Origin of the sequence: Bacteroides sp. Phil13, from assembly GCF_001940965.1 — a bacterium.
GTDB lineage: Bacteria > Bacteroidota > Bacteroidia > Bacteroidales > Bacteroidaceae > Bacteroides > Bacteroides intestinalis.
Genome location: NZ_MSHA01000049.1, coordinates 1 through 19,709, shown reverse-complemented (window position 1 = coordinate 19,709; position 19,709 = coordinate 1). Strand labels below are relative to the sequence as shown.

Annotated in this window: 11 protein-coding genes; 2 read left to right on the top strand and 9 right to left on the bottom strand. The window is 43.8% G+C overall.

What is annotated here, in order from left to right; all coding sequences use genetic code 11:
* Positions 1 to 11: 11 nt before the first annotated feature.
* Together BWI44_RS08955 and BWI44_RS08950 are read left to right on the top strand one after the other, a co-directional pair.
* The gene (locus BWI44_RS08955) at positions 12 to 1,853 is read left to right on the top strand and encodes a RagB/SusD family nutrient uptake outer membrane protein (protein ID WP_195208596.1); all 1,842 of its coding nucleotides are present in this window, start codon (positions 12 to 14) and stop codon (positions 1,851 to 1,853) included.
* 15 nt (positions 1,854 to 1,868) lie between these two features.
* Positions 1,869 to 2,543 carry a DUF3823 domain-containing protein gene (locus BWI44_RS08950; protein ID WP_118422543.1) on the top strand — a complete coding sequence of 225 codons (675 nt, stop codon included), beginning with the start codon at positions 1,869 to 1,871 and terminating at the stop codon, positions 2,541 to 2,543.
* Between the two features lie 108 nt (positions 2,544 to 2,651).
* Here BWI44_RS08950 and BWI44_RS08945 read toward each other — a convergent pair whose 3' ends face one another.
* The 9 genes from BWI44_RS08945 to BWI44_RS08905 form a co-directional block, all read right to left on the bottom strand.
* Positions 2,652 to 5,087: a glycoside hydrolase family 2 TIM barrel-domain containing protein gene (locus BWI44_RS08945; RefSeq protein WP_195208595.1), complete on the bottom strand. Its 2,436-nt coding sequence runs from the start codon at positions 5,085 to 5,087 to the stop codon at positions 2,652 to 2,654.
* Positions 5,088 to 5,322: 235 nt separating this feature from the next.
* Positions 5,323 to 5,742: a hypothetical protein gene (locus tag BWI44_RS08940; protein WP_195208594.1), complete on the bottom strand. Its 420-nt coding sequence runs from the start codon at positions 5,740 to 5,742 to the stop codon at positions 5,323 to 5,325.
* Positions 5,736 to 6,170, bottom strand: coding sequence for a DUF6078 family protein (locus BWI44_RS08935; RefSeq protein ID WP_195208679.1), 435 nt, complete (start codon positions 6,168 to 6,170; stop codon positions 5,736 to 5,738). The genes BWI44_RS08940 and BWI44_RS08935 overlap by 7 nt, the downstream gene beginning before the upstream one ends.
* Positions 6,171 to 6,272: 102 nt before the next feature.
* A complete protein-coding gene (locus tag BWI44_RS08930; RefSeq protein WP_195208593.1) occupies positions 6,273 to 7,751 on the bottom strand; it encodes a glycoside hydrolase family 30 protein in 1,479 nt (492 codons plus the stop codon).
* Positions 7,752 to 7,889: 138 nt separating this feature from the next.
* Positions 7,890 to 8,726, bottom strand: a complete 837-nt coding sequence (locus BWI44_RS08925) for a BT_3987 domain-containing protein (protein ID WP_195208592.1) — start codon at positions 8,724 to 8,726, stop codon at positions 7,890 to 7,892.
* A 23-nt stretch (positions 8,727 to 8,749) separates the two neighbouring features.
* Positions 8,750 to 10,747, bottom strand: coding sequence for a RagB/SusD family nutrient uptake outer membrane protein (locus BWI44_RS08920; RefSeq protein WP_195208591.1), 1,998 nt, complete (start codon positions 10,745 to 10,747; stop codon positions 8,750 to 8,752).
* A gap of 19 nt (positions 10,748 to 10,766) precedes the next feature.
* On the bottom strand, positions 10,767 to 13,850 hold the full coding sequence (locus BWI44_RS08915; RefSeq protein ID WP_195208590.1) for a SusC/RagA family TonB-linked outer membrane protein: 3,084 nt from the start codon (positions 13,848 to 13,850) through the stop codon (positions 10,767 to 10,769).
* Between the two features lie 34 nt (positions 13,851 to 13,884).
* Positions 13,885 to 15,228: an IPT/TIG domain-containing protein gene (locus BWI44_RS08910; protein WP_007216600.1), complete on the bottom strand. Its 1,344-nt coding sequence runs from the start codon at positions 15,226 to 15,228 to the stop codon at positions 13,885 to 13,887.
* Positions 15,229 to 15,542: 314 nt separating this feature from the next.
* Positions 15,543 to 19,541, bottom strand: a complete 3,999-nt coding sequence (locus BWI44_RS08905; RefSeq protein ID WP_195208589.1) for a hybrid sensor histidine kinase/response regulator transcription factor — start codon at positions 19,539 to 19,541, stop codon at positions 15,543 to 15,545.
* Between the last annotated feature and the right edge of the window lie 168 nt (positions 19,542 to 19,709).

Genomic DNA, 19,709 nt, shown 5'->3' with positions numbered 1-19,709 from the left:
CTATTGTCATTATGAAAAGTAAATATATAATATTCGCATTATTATTGGCCGTTGCCACTTCTTTCGTTAGTTGTGACGAAGATGGCTGGCTGCAGAGAGATCCTAAGGACAGGATTACCGATGAACAACTCTGGAATGACCCCAATATGATACTGGGACTGTTGGCAAACTATTACGACAGAATGCCGCAGCTTGCCGGTGTATTCAATACCGGAACCAACACGGAGTTCGATGATGCCATGTGGTCGGGACACGTTGACCAGAACTGGCACAATGACATCAATTATGCCGATGATTACGGAAGATACTGGGACTATGGCTATATCAGAGACATTAACCTGTCATTGGAGAATATGGAGAAATTCAGTGTGAAGCTGAATGAGACGCAGAAGAAGCAATTCAATGCGGAGTTCCGTTTCATCCGGGCTTATGTGTACTTTGAGCTGGTGAAGAGAATGGGTGGTGTGCCCCTCATCACTACGCAGTTGATTTATGATGGCAGCGGCGACCCGTCGTCTTTGCAGAACCCCAGAGCGAAAGAATCGGAAGTCTATGATTTCATTTATAGTGAGATTCAGGATATAAAGGATAATTTCACCCAGACTGAAGGCAGCCGGACTCGTGCCAACAAGATTACGGCATTGGCTCTCCAAAGTCGTGCCATGCTGTATGCAGGTTCCATTGCCAAGTACAACAGTCAGATGAGCGCTCCCATCAGCACGGCGGGCGGTGAAGTAGGAATCCCAGCATCTATGGCTGTGGGTTACTATGAAAAATCGCTGGAAGCATCCAAGGCTATCATTGCTAATGAGAATTACGAGCTTTATGACATAGCCGGCTCTCCGAAGGGAGAAAACTTCTATAAGCTGTTCATGGATAAGAGTTGTAAAGAGATTATCTTTGCCAAGGATTTCATGACAGGCAAAGTACATGGATTCACTTATGATAACGTGGTTCGCAGTTTCAGAGTCGATATTGAAGGTTCGTCCATACTGTCTCCTTCGCTGAGCCTGGTAGAGAGTTACGACTATCTGGACGGTTCCAAAGGTACGTTGCGCGACAAGGATGCCGAGGGCAATTATATTGCTTATGATAAGATTGACGGTATTTTTGCCAACAAGGACGCCCGTTTGTACGGTACGGTGATTTATCCGGGAAGTGCTTTCCGTTCGTCGCCGGTACAAATTCAGGCAGGTGTGGCCACTTGGGAAGATGGCGGGTACAAATTGAAAGTTGGTGACTTGGCTTCGGTTTATTCTGACGGTGAGACACTGACTGGTGCTGATGGTCCGAGAGACAACGACCAGTATGTAAGCAACACCGGATTCTATATCCGCAAGTATGTCAGCGAGAATCCGCAGGATGGTGTACGTCCGTCGTTGGCATCCAACTGGTATCCTTGGTTCCGCCTGGGCGAAATCTATCTGAATGCTGCCGAAGCAGCCTTCGAATTGGAAAAGCCGGAAGCAAAGGACTATATCAATAAAGTGAGAGAAGTGCACGGCGGTTTCCCTGCCAACAGTATTCAGACGCTTACTAACGATATTATCCGTAATGAGCGTCGTGTGGAACTGGCCTTTGAAGACCATCGTTACTTCGACCTGAAACGTTGGAGAATAGCCGATAAGGTATGGGATGGTTTGGACTCTAATCCGGTAGCGGTTGTTCACGGTCTGTATCCGTATCGTATTTCCCGTCCGGGACATCCTGACAACGGCAAGTTCATCTACGAGCGAGTACGTCCGACGCGTTTCAAGAAGGCCCGTTTCTTTAGGATGGCTAATTACTATTCTTCAATAGACCAGGCTGTCATAAACAATAATCCTAAGATAGTAAAGAATCCGTTCCATTAAAAAGTAAGTATAAAGATGAAGACAAAAATTTTATTTATAGTAGCATGTGTATGCTTCTTGCTTGCAAGTTGCGAGTATGACAATTACGATGCTCCCAGTGCAAAGCTATCCGGTAGAGTAGTCTATAATGATGCTCCTGTGGGGGTTCGTACCAATGGGACTCAGTTGGAGCTGTGGCAGGATGGGTATGAATTGTACACAAAGATTCCGGTGTACATTGCCCAGGACGGTACGTTCTCTGCGTCCTTGTTCAACGGCCAATATAAACTGGTTCGTCTGTCGGGTGCACCGTGGGAAGACCAGCCTATGGATACGATAAGGATTGAGGTAAAGGGCAATACGGTGGTTGATGTGCCTGTGAAGCCTTATTTCATCATTAAGAATGAGAGTTATCAGAAAGGAACGGGCAATGCCATTACCGTAAAGTTTACCATTGAGAAGGTGGTGGAATCTGCCGAAGTGAAGTCTGTTAATTTCTATTTGGGAGAGGGTATCCTGACAGACCATAACAAGAACGAGTATAAGGGTGAACTGGATTTGTCGGGGTTAGTCTTGGGACAGGAAACGACAATGACTGCCACTATACCTGAAAAGATGCTGAAGAATGGATATGCATTTGCCCGTATAGGCGTGCAGTCCAATAAGTCGAATGAATACTTCTACACTCAAGTACAGAAAGTTAGTTTTTAGTAGGGAGTAGACGAAAGATTGTTTTAGCTGAGGCAGAAAATCTTGTAGAAAGGTTTTCTGCCTTTTTCTTTTGAAGGGATGGGAGAGCGGGAACTATCTTTGCATCTGCTATTCTCCGACATTCAGCAAGACTTCTGTCCCTTGCAAGAGTGGTGAAGTGAATTTTACACGGACCTGACCTTTCTCTCCGGTACTTTGTATGTAAGTCAGCAAACGACCGTGAAAAGCACGATGATGATTATCTGTATAGTCGCTCATATCGCTGTTATTGGAACCTTCGAGCCCTAACAGGCGTGCCGGACCTTCGATAGTGCAAGTGATATCATTGTCTCCAAGTTTCACGATTGTGCCATTTTTGTCAACGATTTCTACAATGAGATGTGCTGTGGCACGATCGCAGGAAAGAGTAGTGCGGTCTGCACTGACCCGAAGGGTATAAGGACGACCGGAAGATTGAATCGAATAGCTTGAAACAATATTTCCGTTGGTATCGCAACCTTCAGCTTTCAGTTCGCCTACCTGATAGGGAATATCCCAGTAAATGATACCACTCTTTTCATCATAAGGCTTCATGTCGCCTATTACTTTCCCATTGAGCAACAGACGCGCTTGCGGTGCATTGGTATAGCAAACTACGCGTATTTCTTGACCGGAATCATAGTTCCAGATATCCCATGCATCGGGTGACAAGAAAGTACGTTGGGAGTTCTTGAATCTGGCTTGTATGGGATAAGTGCCGATATAAGTAACCGGTTTCTCACTCCACAGTGAAGCACGGAAATGTCCGCGAGGCTTGGGGAAGCTACCGAAATCGAGCAATCCGGTGTAGAGCCCTCGGGAAGGCCATGCTCCCGATTCACCAAGATAATCCGTACCTGTCCAGATGAATTGTCCAAAGATAAATTCTTTGTTCTTCACTGCATACCAGGCATCAAGGCCGGAACCGTTTTCACTGCCGTAAATGACACGTTTGGGATAAGTGGCATGATCTTCATCGTAGCGGTTTTCTGTATAGTTATATCCTACTACATCAACAGCATCAGGATATTCTGTTTCATTGGACATCACGACACCTGCCAGAGCTCCTGTTACAGGACGAGAAGTATCGACAGCACGTACGCGGGCTGCCAGGCGTTTGGCTATCACTCCGATACGCATGGCGTCGGGTGCATCGGGCTTATAGCCGCCAAACATAGGTTGGTTGATTTGTGCTCCATCGAGAATAGGATGGGAATAGGGATCATTCGGATAATCTACTTCATTGCCGATACTCCACAGGAAGATGGACGGATGGTTACGGTCACGACGTACCATATCGGTAACATCCTGTTCAATCCATTCTTCAAAGAAGTCAAAAGAGCCATCAAAGCCCGGTTCACCTTTATTCCATCCTTTGATCCATTTACGTTTTGGGAATTCCCATTCATCAGAAGCTTCATCCATGACAAGCAGACCTAATTGGTCGCACAGATCGTATACGATGGGAGCTTGCGGATTATGGCTCATACGGATGGCATTCACACCTATTTCTTTGAGATTATTCAGGCGGCGTTCCCATACTTCAGGCGGCACTACGGCACCAAGTACACCGGCATCGTGGTGCAGACATACACCTTTGACTTTCATCCAATTGCCGTTAAGTGCGAATCCTTTATTAGGGTCAAAGTCCAGTGTGCGGAGTCCTATATTGGTTTCACAACCGTCAATGCGCTTTCCATTACTGAGTAATTCAGCTTTCAGTGTATAGAGGTAGGGATCATTCAGGTTCCAGCGGTGAGGCTTACTAACTTTCAGTGTGAGGGTTTCTTTGGTGATACCTTCTTTCCCGTCGGAAACGCGAGTACGGCATTGTGCTACTTGCTTGCCCGCAGCATCGTATAGTGTAGCAGAGAATTCAAGTTTCTCACGGGTAGCTATATGTTTTTGTACTTCCATATCAACGGCTATGGTGGCCTGTCGGTCAGTCAGAGAAGTAGCATACCAGCCTGTGCCCCATTGTGCAAGATGTATTTCGGGTGCAGCAATAAGCCATACGTCACGATATATGCCCGACCCTGTATACCAACGGGAATCAGCATAACGGCTATGGTCTACACGTACGCTCAATACATTGTCACCTTCTTTCAAATACGGGGTCATATCGTAAAGGAACGAGATGTAACCATTGGGGCGTTTACCAAGCAGGTGACCGTTCAGATAAACTTCACTGCGGTTGTATACTCCTTCGAAATAGATGTAATGACGCGCGGCATTGTCGGTGATGTTGAAATGCTTGCGATACCAGCCTATTCCACCCGGTAGGTAGCCTGTACAGCTGGCCAGTGAGGGCGACAATTGTCCTTCAATGGACCAGTCGTGCGGCAACGTAAGTTTACGCCATTGAGTATCGTCGAAGGTGGGGTTTACGATGGTTGAGTCGTCAGTCAGCCGGAAGAGCCATCCGTCGTTGAATTTAGAGGCGTCACCGAATGAGACTTGCGCCCGAGCCGGGCAGGCTACCAGAAAGGCTGCCACGAGAACAGCCAGTGTAAGAGCATTTTTCATGGGGTTATGATTATTTAGAGTTATTGTTGCAAATATAAGCGATATCGATCTTTTATGTCTGGCATAAATCATTCAGCTTAGGGGTATAAATCATTCAATACCTGGATTTGTACATTCGGAATAGAGATTTTATTTCTTTTTTTGGCTTGCAATAGAAAGCTGATAGTAGATTCTATCCTTTGGATCGGAACACAACGATCAGGATTGAATGTTTATGACTACATGAACGATACATTTACATTCTATCGGTATGATGAGACTTCATGCGGGCTATTATTGATGGAGTCGATTCAGGATTCAGCCGTAAAGAGGTGCTGCAAAAGTATAATTTAGGTACTTCGGCCAATATTATCCGTCTGAAAAACGCTTTGTTGCAAGTCACACTTGCTGATCCTGTGTTTGGGGTTTGGTTTAAGAAGAGAGTGTGTATTCCTCCTGCCTGATCATTCTGCTGCCTTGCAGCTTTATTCTGCCGGGATGCCGTATTGCCGAAACCATAAGCCTTTGCCAACTTCTTGCCACCGCATTGGCACAATCGTGCCATAGGCGTGGCAATGTTGTGCCACCACGATGGCACAGTCGTGCCACAGGCATGGCAAAAACATGGATCTATAGATGGGAGATCACTAACCTGTAGATGGGAGATTGCTACCATTCGTAGTCTTCTACGTAAGCGTCAAACTCTTGTTTTCCGGTTGCACCGCACTGTTTTAAGATTTTCTGTACGTCCCTTTGTTCGGCAGGGCTGAGGAGGCGTTCGCCTTTGCGGATGCGGTAATAGGTTCTTCGGCTGAAGTATTCCATCAAATGGATTATGGCGAGTTGTCTTTGTTTGTGGGGCAGGTTATCGAGGATATTCATGCAGCCTTTGGCATATTGCACTTTTTTACTGGAGCGATAATGGGGACATGCACCCTTCAGTTTAGCCTGGTATTTGGGGCTGATGATTACCCAGTACTCCGCGCTGTCCGGTACTTCTTGCTCTACCAGTTGCCGCAGGCAGGTAGATGCTTTGGGACATTGGCGGTTGAGGCATAAGGGGTAATTGTAGGGTACGTTCGTAAAATGATGTTCTTCTTCCATGATTGTGAGTTGTCTCCTTTTATGATGACTACGATTGAATTTCATGGCAAAAGTAATCATTATTCGGATACGATTACCCGGATAATGATTACTTTTATCAATTTATTTCTCTTCGAACGTATTGAAAGAATGTGGCTGGAGCTCTACATTCAGGTAACGGTTCCCCAACTTCACGGTTACTTTTTTAGCCTCATCATTAAAGTTTCCGGCTATCACTACCTTTTTCTTTTCCGGAGTTTCCACTACCAAGACCGGTGTCCTTCCTTCTGTTGAAGGCTTGTAAGCTATAATGCGTGAGCCGGGTGCTACGAACTGGCTGTAATGTCTTACCGCATAATATTCCGGTGTAAGAGTTGCCTTACGGGATTTTGAATCAACATGTATCAAAGCGTTCTGTTTCCAACCCCAGGGACTTTCACCGTTATCACAAAGGGCACTGTTCCATAAGGTGTACTCTTCGCAACCGTTACCCAGGTAGTGGTTGATCAGATGGAAGGTGTGTTCGCCCGCTCTCCAGTCGAAACTGCCCCAGCCGCATTCGCTCTCTGTCTGTATGTATTTGTACCGGGGGTATTTGGTACGTATTTTAGGCAATATCTGTCCTCCTTCCCACTGAAAGCCAACTCCCTGAATGCTTTGTGGCATGCGTGGATCGGAAAGTATTTTATCAACATAGTCATAGCGGTTGGTATTGAAAGTACCAAGGTAGAGAGCTACTTCAGGATGATGTTTCTTTAATGTGGGCGCCAGATACTCTACGTTGAAACGTACGGTACCCTCAGCTGTCCAGGCACAACCGGGATACGGAGTATAACTGTATGCTTCATTCTGATACATGATCATATCGATGGGAATTCCTTGTTCTTTATAAGCATCGATGAATTTGCAGAAGAAGTTGGCGTAGGTTTGCAGATAGCGTGGGTCCTGAATCATGTAGTCATTCACTGCGAGTTGCCGGGGGAAGACGTTATCGCGTGTCTCCGTATTGTCTTCATAGAGTGCTACATCAGACAGGGGCGACATCTTATTAGTCCTGTCACTGCGAACCGGATAGTCATTGTTGATTTTCATCCAGCTGGGAGGTGACCAGGGAGATGTCCAGAAAGTCATGTTGGGGTTATACTTTTGCGCGGCACGGACAAAAGGGATGATAGCCAGTTTATCACGGTTGATGTTGAAGTATTTCAGCTGGAAGTCGCCCGATACTTCGTCGCAACTGTACCAGTCGCGTGCATAGTCGTTGGCGTTCATCGAAATACGGCCTCTGTTGAAGCGAAGCTCTCCTTCGGGGGAAAACATTTTCTTCAACAGGTTATCCTGTTCATCGCGGGTGAGCATGTTCAGGGCATCCCAGCACAGTTCGTTGAAGGTGGTTCCCCATGCTTTGAATGTGGTGCCCTCTTCCGTTCCGCTGACTTCTAAGAGCGGAGTCTGTCCGTTACTCGGTTGTAATTTCACTTTTGATTGTTTCCAAGTGTTGCCTTCAGTGCTGCTGACCCAATTGTAATTCTGGGCATAGGTGTTAGCAGCCAAAGCGGCGAGACAACACATGAACACTCTTTTGATGTTTTTCTTTCTCATGATAATAGTTCATTTATGTAATTAATAATTCACCACGGATTACACTGATACTCACAGATTGTTTATATTGAGGAAGCAAGTATCTGTTTTTATCTGTATAATCTGTGGTGGTTTTGAATATATCCTTTCCGGCTACGATTATTCTTCGCTTGCCGTTGCCGATATTAAATAGGCTTCCACTTCATTCCCATTCACCTTGCATGTAAAGCTGAATGTTTTGTTTTGAGGATCATAGCTTCCGCTTCCCTCCGTAACATTCAGGTTTTTCCATCCGGCGAGGCTGAGTGTGTTATCTTCGTTCACTGTAATGGTGAGTCCGGTGTCTTTCACTCTTGCCAGTTCTTCAGTACCTGTATAATAAATACGAATTGTATTCTTGTTTACAGCAACGGCATTACGAATCAAACTAAAGGAAGCTGCGTTGTTGGTACCGATGTAATTGTAGTATCCCGAGTAGTTGTTGTAGGTCTTTATAGCGAACAGAACCACTGTTTCAGCTTGTGCAACGGGATACTCCTTGCAAGATTCCATTTTCAGCGGAAGGGCGTATAAGGAGTCACAATGTAATCCTTCCGGGTGGATGGCGACAGGTATGCGGGTATAAGATTCTCCGGCACGGATCACTGCATTCATTGAAGATATGTTGTAATTAGCCGTAGGAAGTGCCTGATATTGGATTTCCTTACTCGATTTATATTTTTGATTGTAAGAAGTGATGCCCGAGGGATCCTCAACCAATGTACAGTGAATGTCCCCATCCGGATTCAATGAGCCGCTGGTGCCTACCGATACGAAAGTTTCTGCACTTTCGTCCGCATAGTTGACGTTGCGGGTCACTAATGCTCCTTCTTCTCCGATACCTACCAGATAGGCTTGTTTTATATACTGTTCCTCTTCCCAAACATTGGTGTTCTCACATCCGGTGAGCATAAAGAGCGAACCTATCGCTAATGAAAATAAAATATGCTTTTTCATAATTGTCTTAATATTGAAGTTAATTACCAGCCTGGGTTCTGAACCAGTTTTGCATTATGATCCAACGTTGTCTGTGGGATGGGGAAGAAGTACATCTTCTGTGTAAATACACGCTTCTGTATTCTCTCTGAATCCCATATTGTACGGGTGTAGAATCCGGTACGGTTGTTTACTCTGGCTTTGGTATTCCAACCGATAATCTTTGTATTATAAGCTGCGTCCGCATCGCCCCAACGGCGTAAATCGTGATAGCGAAGTCCTTCGAGGGCAAACTCCACTTTACGTTCCAGCTTGATGGCTTCACGCATGTCGTCTCTGCTGTTCAGTTCGGCATCGGTAATACCCGGCATGCCGGCACGATAACGTATCATATTGAAATATTTCTTTATTTCTTCTGTATTGCGAGCCACGGTGATACCTGTGGCTTCATCCGTATAACTTCCTTCCAATTCATTTAAAGCTTCTACATAGTTGAGGAGGATTTCCGCATAACGGAATACAGCAAATGTTTTGGCACGACTGGAGCCTTTCATGTTATCTTCCTGATTGATGTATTTGCGGAGGGTATAGCCTGTACGGTTGTAGTTGTCCGGATATTCGGGAAGGGGGCCTGCATTACCATCAGAGTAATAAGTCACTTCCACATTGGTCACCGGGTCATTGCCCACATAAGAGGTACCAGGCCAGATACAATGATTATATCCTATGGTTGCGTAAAAGCGAGGTTCACGGTAGGCATCTACTTTGGCTACATTGCCATCCACGGTATAGCCGTCAGATACTCTGTAAGCAATATCTATCGGATCACCTGCATGAGAAGCATCAGGGTAAGGATAGTTTGCGCTGGAATGGTGAATGTCATATCCATCTATCATTTTGTAGGAATCAATCAAATCCATACAGAGATTTATACCGTTGGCACCTCCTAAGGCAGTTGGTGTTGCTAACCACTGTGGGGAGTCTCCACCAGTTATGGCATCACAATAATAAATGTATTCTGGGATTAACTCTGCATTGACAGAACCGTCGAACAAGGTCTTATACGATGCGTAAGGATCAATGTTACCAGCTCCATTGGGATAACTTTCCTGTGGAATGTTGGTCGGAAGTTTTTGAGTTCTTTCTGTACGCGCAGTCGTATAAAGTTTGTATTTATCCATATTGATGACACGTTTTGCAGCTACGGCGGCCTTCCCCCATTTAGAGTTGTCGTTGGTTGGAGAGATATAGTTTCGTCCATCCGAGGTTTTCCAGTCTGTATATCGGTTGTTACCGTTATACCATGGACTTGCGGCATAAAGGCGCAAACGCGAAATGACAGCTAATGCTGCACCTTTTGTCGGAATATTTTGGAACTGCTGTGTACGGGTTTCTTGAAGGAATTCTGATGCTTTTTCCATATCATTGCAAATATAATCTACACATTCATCATAAGTGTTTCGCTCTACTGAAGCTTCTTCAGACGGAGTATCGGCATCAAAAGGTTTGTCTGGAACAATGGGCACGGGGCCATATTGGCGTAGCAAACTGAAGTAAAAATAACCACGCAGGAAGTAAGCGCGGCCTGTATAGTCACGACGTTCCATATCCGATAGCTCTTTGCACTCATTGATGCGGGTTAGTACAATGTTGGCTTTACGAATGCCTTGGTAAAAAGTTACCCAATTATTATAGTGTGCACTTTGCGGTGTTTCGTTTCCTAATAATAATGCCATTGCAGAATGTCGGTTACCACTATCGCCATAATCCTCTGGCCAAGAGGCAAAACATTCATCGGAGGCCATACCGAATGGGAAGGAAGATTCAGTGAACAGTTTACTCTCATTCGGAAGTTTAGTGGCAATTCCATTAATATATTCGTTGACACGTACTTTGCTCTGGAAGATAGAGTCGATATTAGTTTGATCATAAAAGTAGGAATCTACATCCAGATAAGACTCGCATGAGCTTAATCCAAGACTTACTCCCGCCCAAATGAACATACTGCAAAGAAGAGCTTTAAATGTATATTTAGTATTCATAATGATTTCGTTTTTTATATTAGAATTGAAGATTTGCCTGTATGGTGAATACGCGTTGTAGTGGGTATACCGCACCGTTGTCAGACGCTTGTGCTGGATCCCATAATTTAATTTTGTCCCAGCAGTGAAGATTATCACCGATCAAACTGATCTGACAGCCTTGCAAACCGATTTTCTTGAAGCATGGTAGAGTGATGTCATACATAATTTGTACATTCTTCAAACGTACATAAGATCCGTCTGCAATCCAGAATGTGGATGCCTGATTATTGTTTTTATTCTCTCCATAAGTGAGACGTGGGAAACGCGCGTTTGGATTTTCCGTGTCCTTGGTTCCGGAATAGGAAGCCGGTGTCCAACGATTGCTGGCATCTGCCACAATGCTGAGTATGTTTCCTGTTTGTCCACCGTTGAAAGGGTGGAAGCCGTTTCCTCCATACAGGAAGTTTACTTGACCTACTCCTTCAAGCAGGGCACTTACGGTTAGTCTTTTCCAATGAAATTCCAAACCGAATCCGTATTGCAGGCGTGGTACGTTAGAATAACAGATAGGTACTTCATCGTAACTGTCAATTTTGCCGTCTCCATTGATATCTTTGTATTTGATGTCTCCTGGCATTACATTGCTTGTGAAAGTCTGTTTGGGACTTGCATCAATGTCTGCCTGGTCTTTAAATAATCCTAAGGCCACCAGTCCTCGTTGAGTCCCCCAAGGTGTTCCTTTCCATGCTTGATAGGGGTATTTGATACCACTTTGTTCGTATTCAAGCAGTTTGTTGTTAGAGTAAGTGAAGTTAGCACGGCCTGTCAGACTCATATCATTTTTGAATCGATAGGTATATGAGATGTTGCCATCAGCTCCCCAGCTTTTCATTTCACCTACATTTGCCCAAGGTAATGTAGCTAATCCCATTTCGTCAGGGATACTGGCACGCTGTTGGAAGATGCCTGTACGGCGTTCGCTAAAGAAGTCGATAGTAAAGTCTACGCTATTATTAAATAACTGTCCGTCAATACCTATGTCGACCTTCTTGGCTTTCTCCCAACGCAGATTCTGAGAAGCCTCCTGGTCTTCATAAATAGTTTGACCGCTTCCCCAGATACCTGCTCCGCTACCTTCTTTCATGGTGGAAAGGAACGGAAAGCGTATGCTGTTATCATTGGTAAGTCGGTCGTTACCTACGATACCATAAGAAGCTCTGATTTTAAAAAAGTTGATGAAAGGCAGATTCTTCTGTACCCATTCATATTGTGTGGGCACCCAACCTGCTGAGATTGCAGGGAATACACCGAATTTTTGTCCTTTTTCAAATGCTTCTGAACCGGTATAGCCGATGTTTCCTTCCAAGAAGTAAGTGTCTTTATAAGCATAAGTGGCACGGCCGGCTAAACCTGTGTATCTTTTAGGAATGGATGCAATAAGTGTTTGTGCTTCACCGGTAATGAAGTCTTCCATATAGAAATCAAGTAATCCGGTTACGCGATGCTGTTCGTTGAATAAACGGTTGTAATTTATACGGGCATCGAAATAGATTTTCCGTGTGGTTGAATTGGTAGATTCGTATTTATCGTCTGTTCTAGCGACCTTTTCTATCAGGTTCAAAGAGCCATCTCTGTTTCTTCCTTGAGCATAATAGAGTGCGGGAGTTTTTGTCTGAGACTGTAAGAGGGAAGAAAAAGTATTGATTGACATGGTGGCTTCCGCCTTCAGACCTTTTATCCATTGGTCAAAATCTTGTTCAAGGCGTAGGCGGATACTGCTTGTCGTCTCATTTCTCTTCTTATAACCTGTATAGTTTAGTAAGATATATGGGTTCTGTTGGTCAGCACTGGCACCGTAGGCTGGAAGCGAACCATCCGAATAAAGTACCGGAACGGTCACAGGGGTCAGGTTGGCTTGTGTTTGCCACAAGGCTTTCGTATCATTGGCATATCCGGGGAAAGAGTTGGTTACAATCTCTGTTGATAAGCCCAGCTCAATAATAGTACTTTTGGTTAGGTTAGCATCGATATTTGCGCGGAAATTGTATTTATTATAACCTACACTATTATCATAGTTTTTAATTCCTTTATCTTGCTTATAGATGGCATCCTTGTGTTGGAGGCCCACACTCATGTAGTAACGTGCATTCGTTCCACCACCATTGATACTGATGTGATGCTGATTGTTCCATACATAATCTTTCAGCATGACATCGCGCCAGTTTACATTGGGATATAAATCCGGGTCCAGTCCTGTTTCTATCAGGTTTAACTCGGCATTACTATATACAGGACGTCCACCTCGTACAACGGAGGCTTCGTTGGCCAGTTGTGCGTATGTATATCCGTCCACATATTCGGGATTGCGTGCAGAATAGGAAAGCCCGACATTACTTTTCACACTGATATTCAGTTTACCCGATTTACCGCGCTTTGTTGTAACGAGTACCACACCGTTGGCACCGCGTACACCATATACAGCTGTAGAGGAAGCATCTTTCAGGATGGTGAAACTTTCAATATCGGCAGGATCAAGTATATTCAGGTCGCCTTCTACACCGTCAATCAACACTAAAGCGGATGCACCTGCACCGAAAGTACTGATACCACGAATCCAGAATTCAGAAAAGTCATTGCCAGGCTCACCACTTCGGGTTACGGCAATGATGCCCGGTACACGACCTCCCAACATGTTTGTTACCGAGGATGAAGGAACTTGTAAATCAGATGCCTTTACGTTAGTTACCGCACCTACTACCGAGATTTTACGTTGAGTACCACGACCTACAATCACTACCTCATCGGTCTCATTTACAATTTCTTTCAGTGCAATCTTTTGCTTGGTTTTATTTCCGTTTACCACCAGTTCCTGGGGTGCATAACCTATGTAGGTAAACACCAATACTGTATTGGCGGGAACATTGTCCATGCGGAAATTACCATCAACATCCGTGATAGCTCCTTTGGAGGGATTGTTTTTATATTGAATCGTAACACCGGGTAATTCTTCACCTTGCTCCGTCATCACAATACCGGATACGGTGAAACCATTCTGTGCGGCAAGTGGAAACACACTTGCAAACAATAGGAATGAAAGTATAAGGAAAAATCTATTTTTCATATATTAGTTTATTTATTGATTTACGGGAAGGAGTTTATTCTATAGCGAGTTTACGCACATTCAATCCTGCACCTCCGGCTATATAGAAGTTTTCTTCAGAATCCATAGCTATATCTTTGGGATATAGGAATGTACATTCCAGTGGGAGTCCGTCTGTTTCAGTCTCGCCCGACATGGTGCCACCAGCAGCAATTGTTACGTAGCCATCCGGGTAGGATATCTTTCGGATGGATTGTCCGCCTGCGTTTACTACATATATGTTGCCTTCATTGTCAACAGTTACTCCATTTGGCCAGGCAAACTGTATGTCTTCCCGATAACCTTCCGTATTGGTTTGGTTAGGCCAGCCGTTTCCGGCATATCTTTCGTCCGACCATGTGCCGTCAGCGTTCTGTTTAATCCGGTATACAGCATGTGTCCTGTCTTCTGCAAAATAGAAGCAATCTTCTACACGGCTATAAGCCAGATAGCTACAATGGTCGGAAACCCAAGCTTCAAAGTCCCAGCGGTGTTCAAGGAGTTTTTCTACTTTGTACTGTCCGCTATCATCTTTTTCTGTCAGATTGATACGTACGAAGATCCCCAGGTGATTTCTTGTATAGAGGTATTTTTCTTCATCGTCAATAATGCAGGACCAGGTTTCACCATTGTTGGCGGATAATTCGGTGATACCTTCGCGCAATAGCTCCGGCTGCCAGCTATTTTCACGGCGCAGGATATATACTTTAGCTGATTTGACATCAATAAAGTACATTTTATCACGGGTTTTATTGATTGCAGGTTTACCTGCTTTGAATCCGCTTATCAGGGTTGTAACCAGGTTCTCGCTTTCTGAAATCAGGCGTACCCGTTGTTTGTCCGACTCTACTGCTACAATGTTATCTCCTGCCACTATACCGACAGCAAATACATTATTGAATAGTGCATCGTAGATGTTTCCATCGGTATCTCCTCTTTTATTGTAGGTTCCGCAAACTGTAGAAACTTTCTGTACCTGCGTGTAGGCAAATGTCTTGTCGATGGTAAGCTCTTTATCGCCTACAACGACTTTAACAGAATTATTACCGCCTGGTTGTTTTGGTACGGTACAGTAAATAGAAGTTCCGTCACTTGATATGATGTTAGCCTCTTTGGTATCGGCAAAGATCACTTTCATCTTGGATAGGTCTGTACCGAAGTTTCCCTGAACAATGATTTTGTCACCTATTCCTCCTTTTTCCGGGATAAAGCCGGTCAGTGCCTGAGGCTTTGAGGGATCATACTTGTTGGTGATGACGGGATGTTTCACGATGTCTTCATTGCTACAACTGCTGATGAAGAACAGGGCCAGCAACAGCCAGCTTTTTCTTTGGATTGATTTAAGAAATTTGTCTTTCATATATATTATTATTAAAAGGATTGGTCACTGAAACTCTTTATCCTTGTTATTGGTTTGCGGTCTTCAAGGCCGATGCAAATAAATATAGAAAAGAACAGGGAGGAGTACTCAAATGAGGCAGAAAGGGGTACAGAGCGGGGAATGCGTTATTTGTATACCTTAACTGCGTCAAAAATACACTTGTTGCTGGAGAGGGATTTTGTTGTAGTATAGGGGAAAGCAAATAATAAAGTAGCAATTGGTTGGAGGAATTCAAAACGGAAAATGAAAGGAATAAAATGATGAGCAATAAACTCCGCCAACGGGTAAGTCGTTTATTTATCTTCTTCCTTTTTCTGATATTCGGTAGGCGTCACGTCAAATTCCTTTTTAAAACACTTCGTGAAATACTTTGGATTGCTGAAACCAACCGCATAGGCAACTTCGGAGACATTAATGAAAGGCTTTTTCAGGAGTGTACACGCATGTTTAAGCCGGATGTTGCGAATAAACTCTACTGGGGAGAGACCGGTCATTGCTTTCATTTTTCTATTTAGAGTGGATTTGGAAACGTTGAGTTCAGAGGCAAAAGTGTCTATCTCAAATTCTGTTTCCATCAGATGCCGCTCTATGCATTCGATGGCTTTTTTCAAGAACTGTTCGTCAGTGCTCTGATAATCCAGCGTTACAATATTGATTTCCGTATCGATCTTGAACATCTCTTGCCGCTTCCGGTTTATCTTCATCAGATTGTCAATACGTGCATTGAGCATTTTCATTTCAAATGGCTTTGTCAGGTAGCCGTTTGCTCCTGCATTGAAACATTTCACCTGGTCTTCCACTGAATTTTTTGCCGTAAGCATTAATATCGGTATATGGCTGGTATTGATGTCCTGTTTCATTGTTTCACAAAGCTCGATTCCATCCATTTCGGGCATCATATAGTCGCTGACCATCAGGTCTACGTCTTCGCTTCTTACAATTTCCAATGCTTTTTTCCCATTCGTGGCGGTGAGTATATTGTAGTGTGTTGCCAACTTTCTTTTCATCAGTAGCAGGAACTCTTCATTGTCATCTGCCAGTAATATCGTACCTTGCTTCTTTTCTGTTTCTTCTATTGCTTCATTTGACGCTATTGACGGTATTTCACTGGTTTCGATAATGTCCTTTATTTCCGGATAATAATTCCGGTCGATAGGGATTAGAACAGTGAATCTGGAACCTTCTCCGATGCTGCTTTCTACCTGGATGTCTCCCTTATGCAAGTCGACTAGTTTCTTGGTTAATGAAAGCCCTACACCATTTGATTGAGGTGCATAAGCTGTTTTGTTCACATAGAATGGAGTGAATATCTTGGATATTTCTTTCTGGTCTATACCTATTCCTTCATCCTGCACCTCTATCCGGAGGAATCGGGAATTATCCTTTTGCAGAGTCGATACATTCAGCTCTACTTTTTTATCGGCAGGTGTATATTTGGCCGCATTCGAGAGTATGTTGTACAGAACCTTGTCTATTTTGTCAAAGTCCATATATCCCCAAATGTCTTTTTCTTCCAGGTGAAGACTGAAATGAAGGTTTTTCTTTTCAATGATCGGTCGTATGCCTGTATGGTAGATTTCACGGATGAAGCTGCTGATATTGCCATAGGTAGGGGTGAGTACAAACGAGTCGTTTTCAACTTTCCGGAAATCTAGCACTTGCTGGATTAAGCGTTTTAAGCGGAGCACATTACTTTTCAATATATGTACATCTTCCTGTGGAGATGCCTTTGTTTCTTCCAAATCATCTGCTATGCAACTGATGGTAGTGAGCGGGGTGAGCAGTTCATGGCTTATATGGGTGAAATATTCCAGTTTAGTCTTGGTCAGTTCTTTCTGGAATCTAACCCGGTCGGACCGTCTTACCCTGTGCAGGTAATAGAACATGATGGAATAAAGGATCAGAATGATGAGAGTTATATAGGTACCGTATGCCCACCATGTTTCGTACCAAGCCGGCTTTTTATAGATACGCAGTTCTGTGACGTCGTCTTTCCAGTAGCCGTATTCATCTGTAGAGCGTACCTTGAAAGTATGATATCCTTTAGGAATTTTATTGTAGAAAGCCGATCGGTTGCCGGTTTCGGTGTATACCCATTCCTTGTCCACGCCATCCATCTTGTAGGCGTATCTTATTCTCGATGTTGCTGTAAATTGAAGAGCGGAGAAGAAGATTTCAAGATTGTTATCTTCGGGCTCCAACCAGACGCTTCGGGTCGATAAATCTTTCGACTGGCGCTGGGGATTGAAGAAGAAAGAATTATTGGATACTTTGATATCTGTTATGATGACCGGATTGGAATTGATCTTCTTAGACGGGAATTTTGAGGAAGCCATCGATACAAAGCCACCATGCCCACCGGCATAAAGCTTGCCGTTAAACAAGTCTATGACGTCCTTCTTGAACGAGTTTATCTGAACGGATTCGTCTGAATTTGAATAATGAATATACTTATCGGATTGGATGTCATAAGCGGTCAATTGCCGATTTGTTAATATCCAAAGGGTATTTCTGTCATGCTTCATCCCTAAAATAGACTGTCCGGTCATTCCGCATGAGCTACTGAAGTCCTTCATTGTCTCTGAGTTGAGATCCATTCTCAGGATGGAACCTTGAGTGGTGGCGATCCATAGATGGTTTTCCTGGACCACTATCTTATCAATATTGTTACTGGGTAAGGATGAATTCTGGGTTGAGTATTGTTTAATCGGTTTCAGTTTATCCCCTAAAGAAACCTTATGTAAACCGGAATCTTCGGTTGCCAACCAGATGTTACCGTGTCCGTCTTCCGCAATAGATGTAATGTTGGGCAGAGAGAATTCGGGGATGATAAAGTCTTTGCCATCCGGTTTTAGATAGAGCTGTCCGGTGGTAGCTACCCATAAATTTCCCTTACTGTCTTCATACATGGATGTAATGTTGCCAGTAGTCCCCTTTGGTGTATATAAGTCCTTTGCCAGTAGGTAGTCAATTTCTCTTTTACTGTTTAGTTTTGCTTTGTAGAGAGTAGGCTGGTCTCTGCATCCCAACCAAAATTCTCCCGGCTGTTTCGAACGGAGGATATATCCTACATTATGCACTCCGGAATTTGTATTCGAGTAGTCATAGAATTTATCCTGTTCTATGTCATACCAGCAGAGTCCCCAACGTTCCTGATTAAACCAGAGCCCATTGTTGGGGTCAATACCCAGAGTGGTTATATTCGTGTCGAAACCTACATGTCTTTTCAGTTTGGGCAGGAAGTTATTAGCTATGGCAGGATTTTCCATTAGCAGGTGATACCCGCTGTCATAAGCCCCGGCCCAAAGGTTGCCTTCCCTGTCTTTAATGATCTGGCTGAACATTTTGTTATAATCGAACATATACGGACTGAGGTCCACTTTTTCCAGATGTCCGTCCACCACTTTGAAAGCATAGAGTTCGTGGTAGCCGAATATCCATATATAGCCGTAAACATCATCTTGTACTACACTGAAGAAGGCGGTTTCAGGCAGGTGCAGTTTTTCATTGAAGATTTCTTGATGCGTGTACATTTTATCCTCTGTTGCATCCGGATGAAAGCGGTAGATACCGTCTCCCCAGGTTAATATCCAATATTGGTTATCTTTGTCCTGGAATATTTTAAAAGGATTGTTATTTGTTCCGAGCGCGGGGAAACTCATGAGTGTATCTGTATTTTTGAGATACTTATACAGTCCCCCTCCCCATGTGCATACCCATATATTGCCGAAATGATCTTCATATATTGAGTTTATGCCATTGTTGGGAATTGGCGGGATTAAATTTCCATAGCGTTTCTTCAACGAATAGTCGGAGTTGTAGTGATAAACCTGAGTACGGGTACATATCCATAGTTCTTTCCGGCTATCTACCAACATGAAGTTTATCCATGTATTCTGGATTTCTTCATCAGGGAACGGTCGTATCTGATAGTTGCTTTTATCCACCAAATTAACGCCCTGTCTTGTTCCTACCAGCAGGTAATTATCATCTTCAGCAAAACACCAGATGAAGTTATCGGTTAATAAATGCGGCTGATTAAAATCTGATTTAAAGGTTTGGAGTTGATACCCGTCATATCGCCCTAAGCCGTTTTTAGTCCCTAACCAGATGAATCCATTCTGATCCTGATGTAAGTCTATTACTTCATTGGAAGGCAGCTGTTCCAGAAAAGGCATTTGTTTGGCTATTATTTGCTGTGCATATGAGGAAATGCTCATTAATAGGAAGATGACAATGAGAAAGAGGGATACATATATCTGAATTTCTGTACGATGCATTCTGTTTTCCATAATGTTACAAGGTATTTTCTTTGGTGGCGATTGCAAAAATAGGGTATTATTGGCAATACTTCAATCAAAATGGCATTTTTGTGAACCTCCCTGTAAAGTATGGGCATAAAAAAAGGAGTACCGCTGTACTCCAACCTTTGTTAACCTTAAATCTAATACTATGAAAAA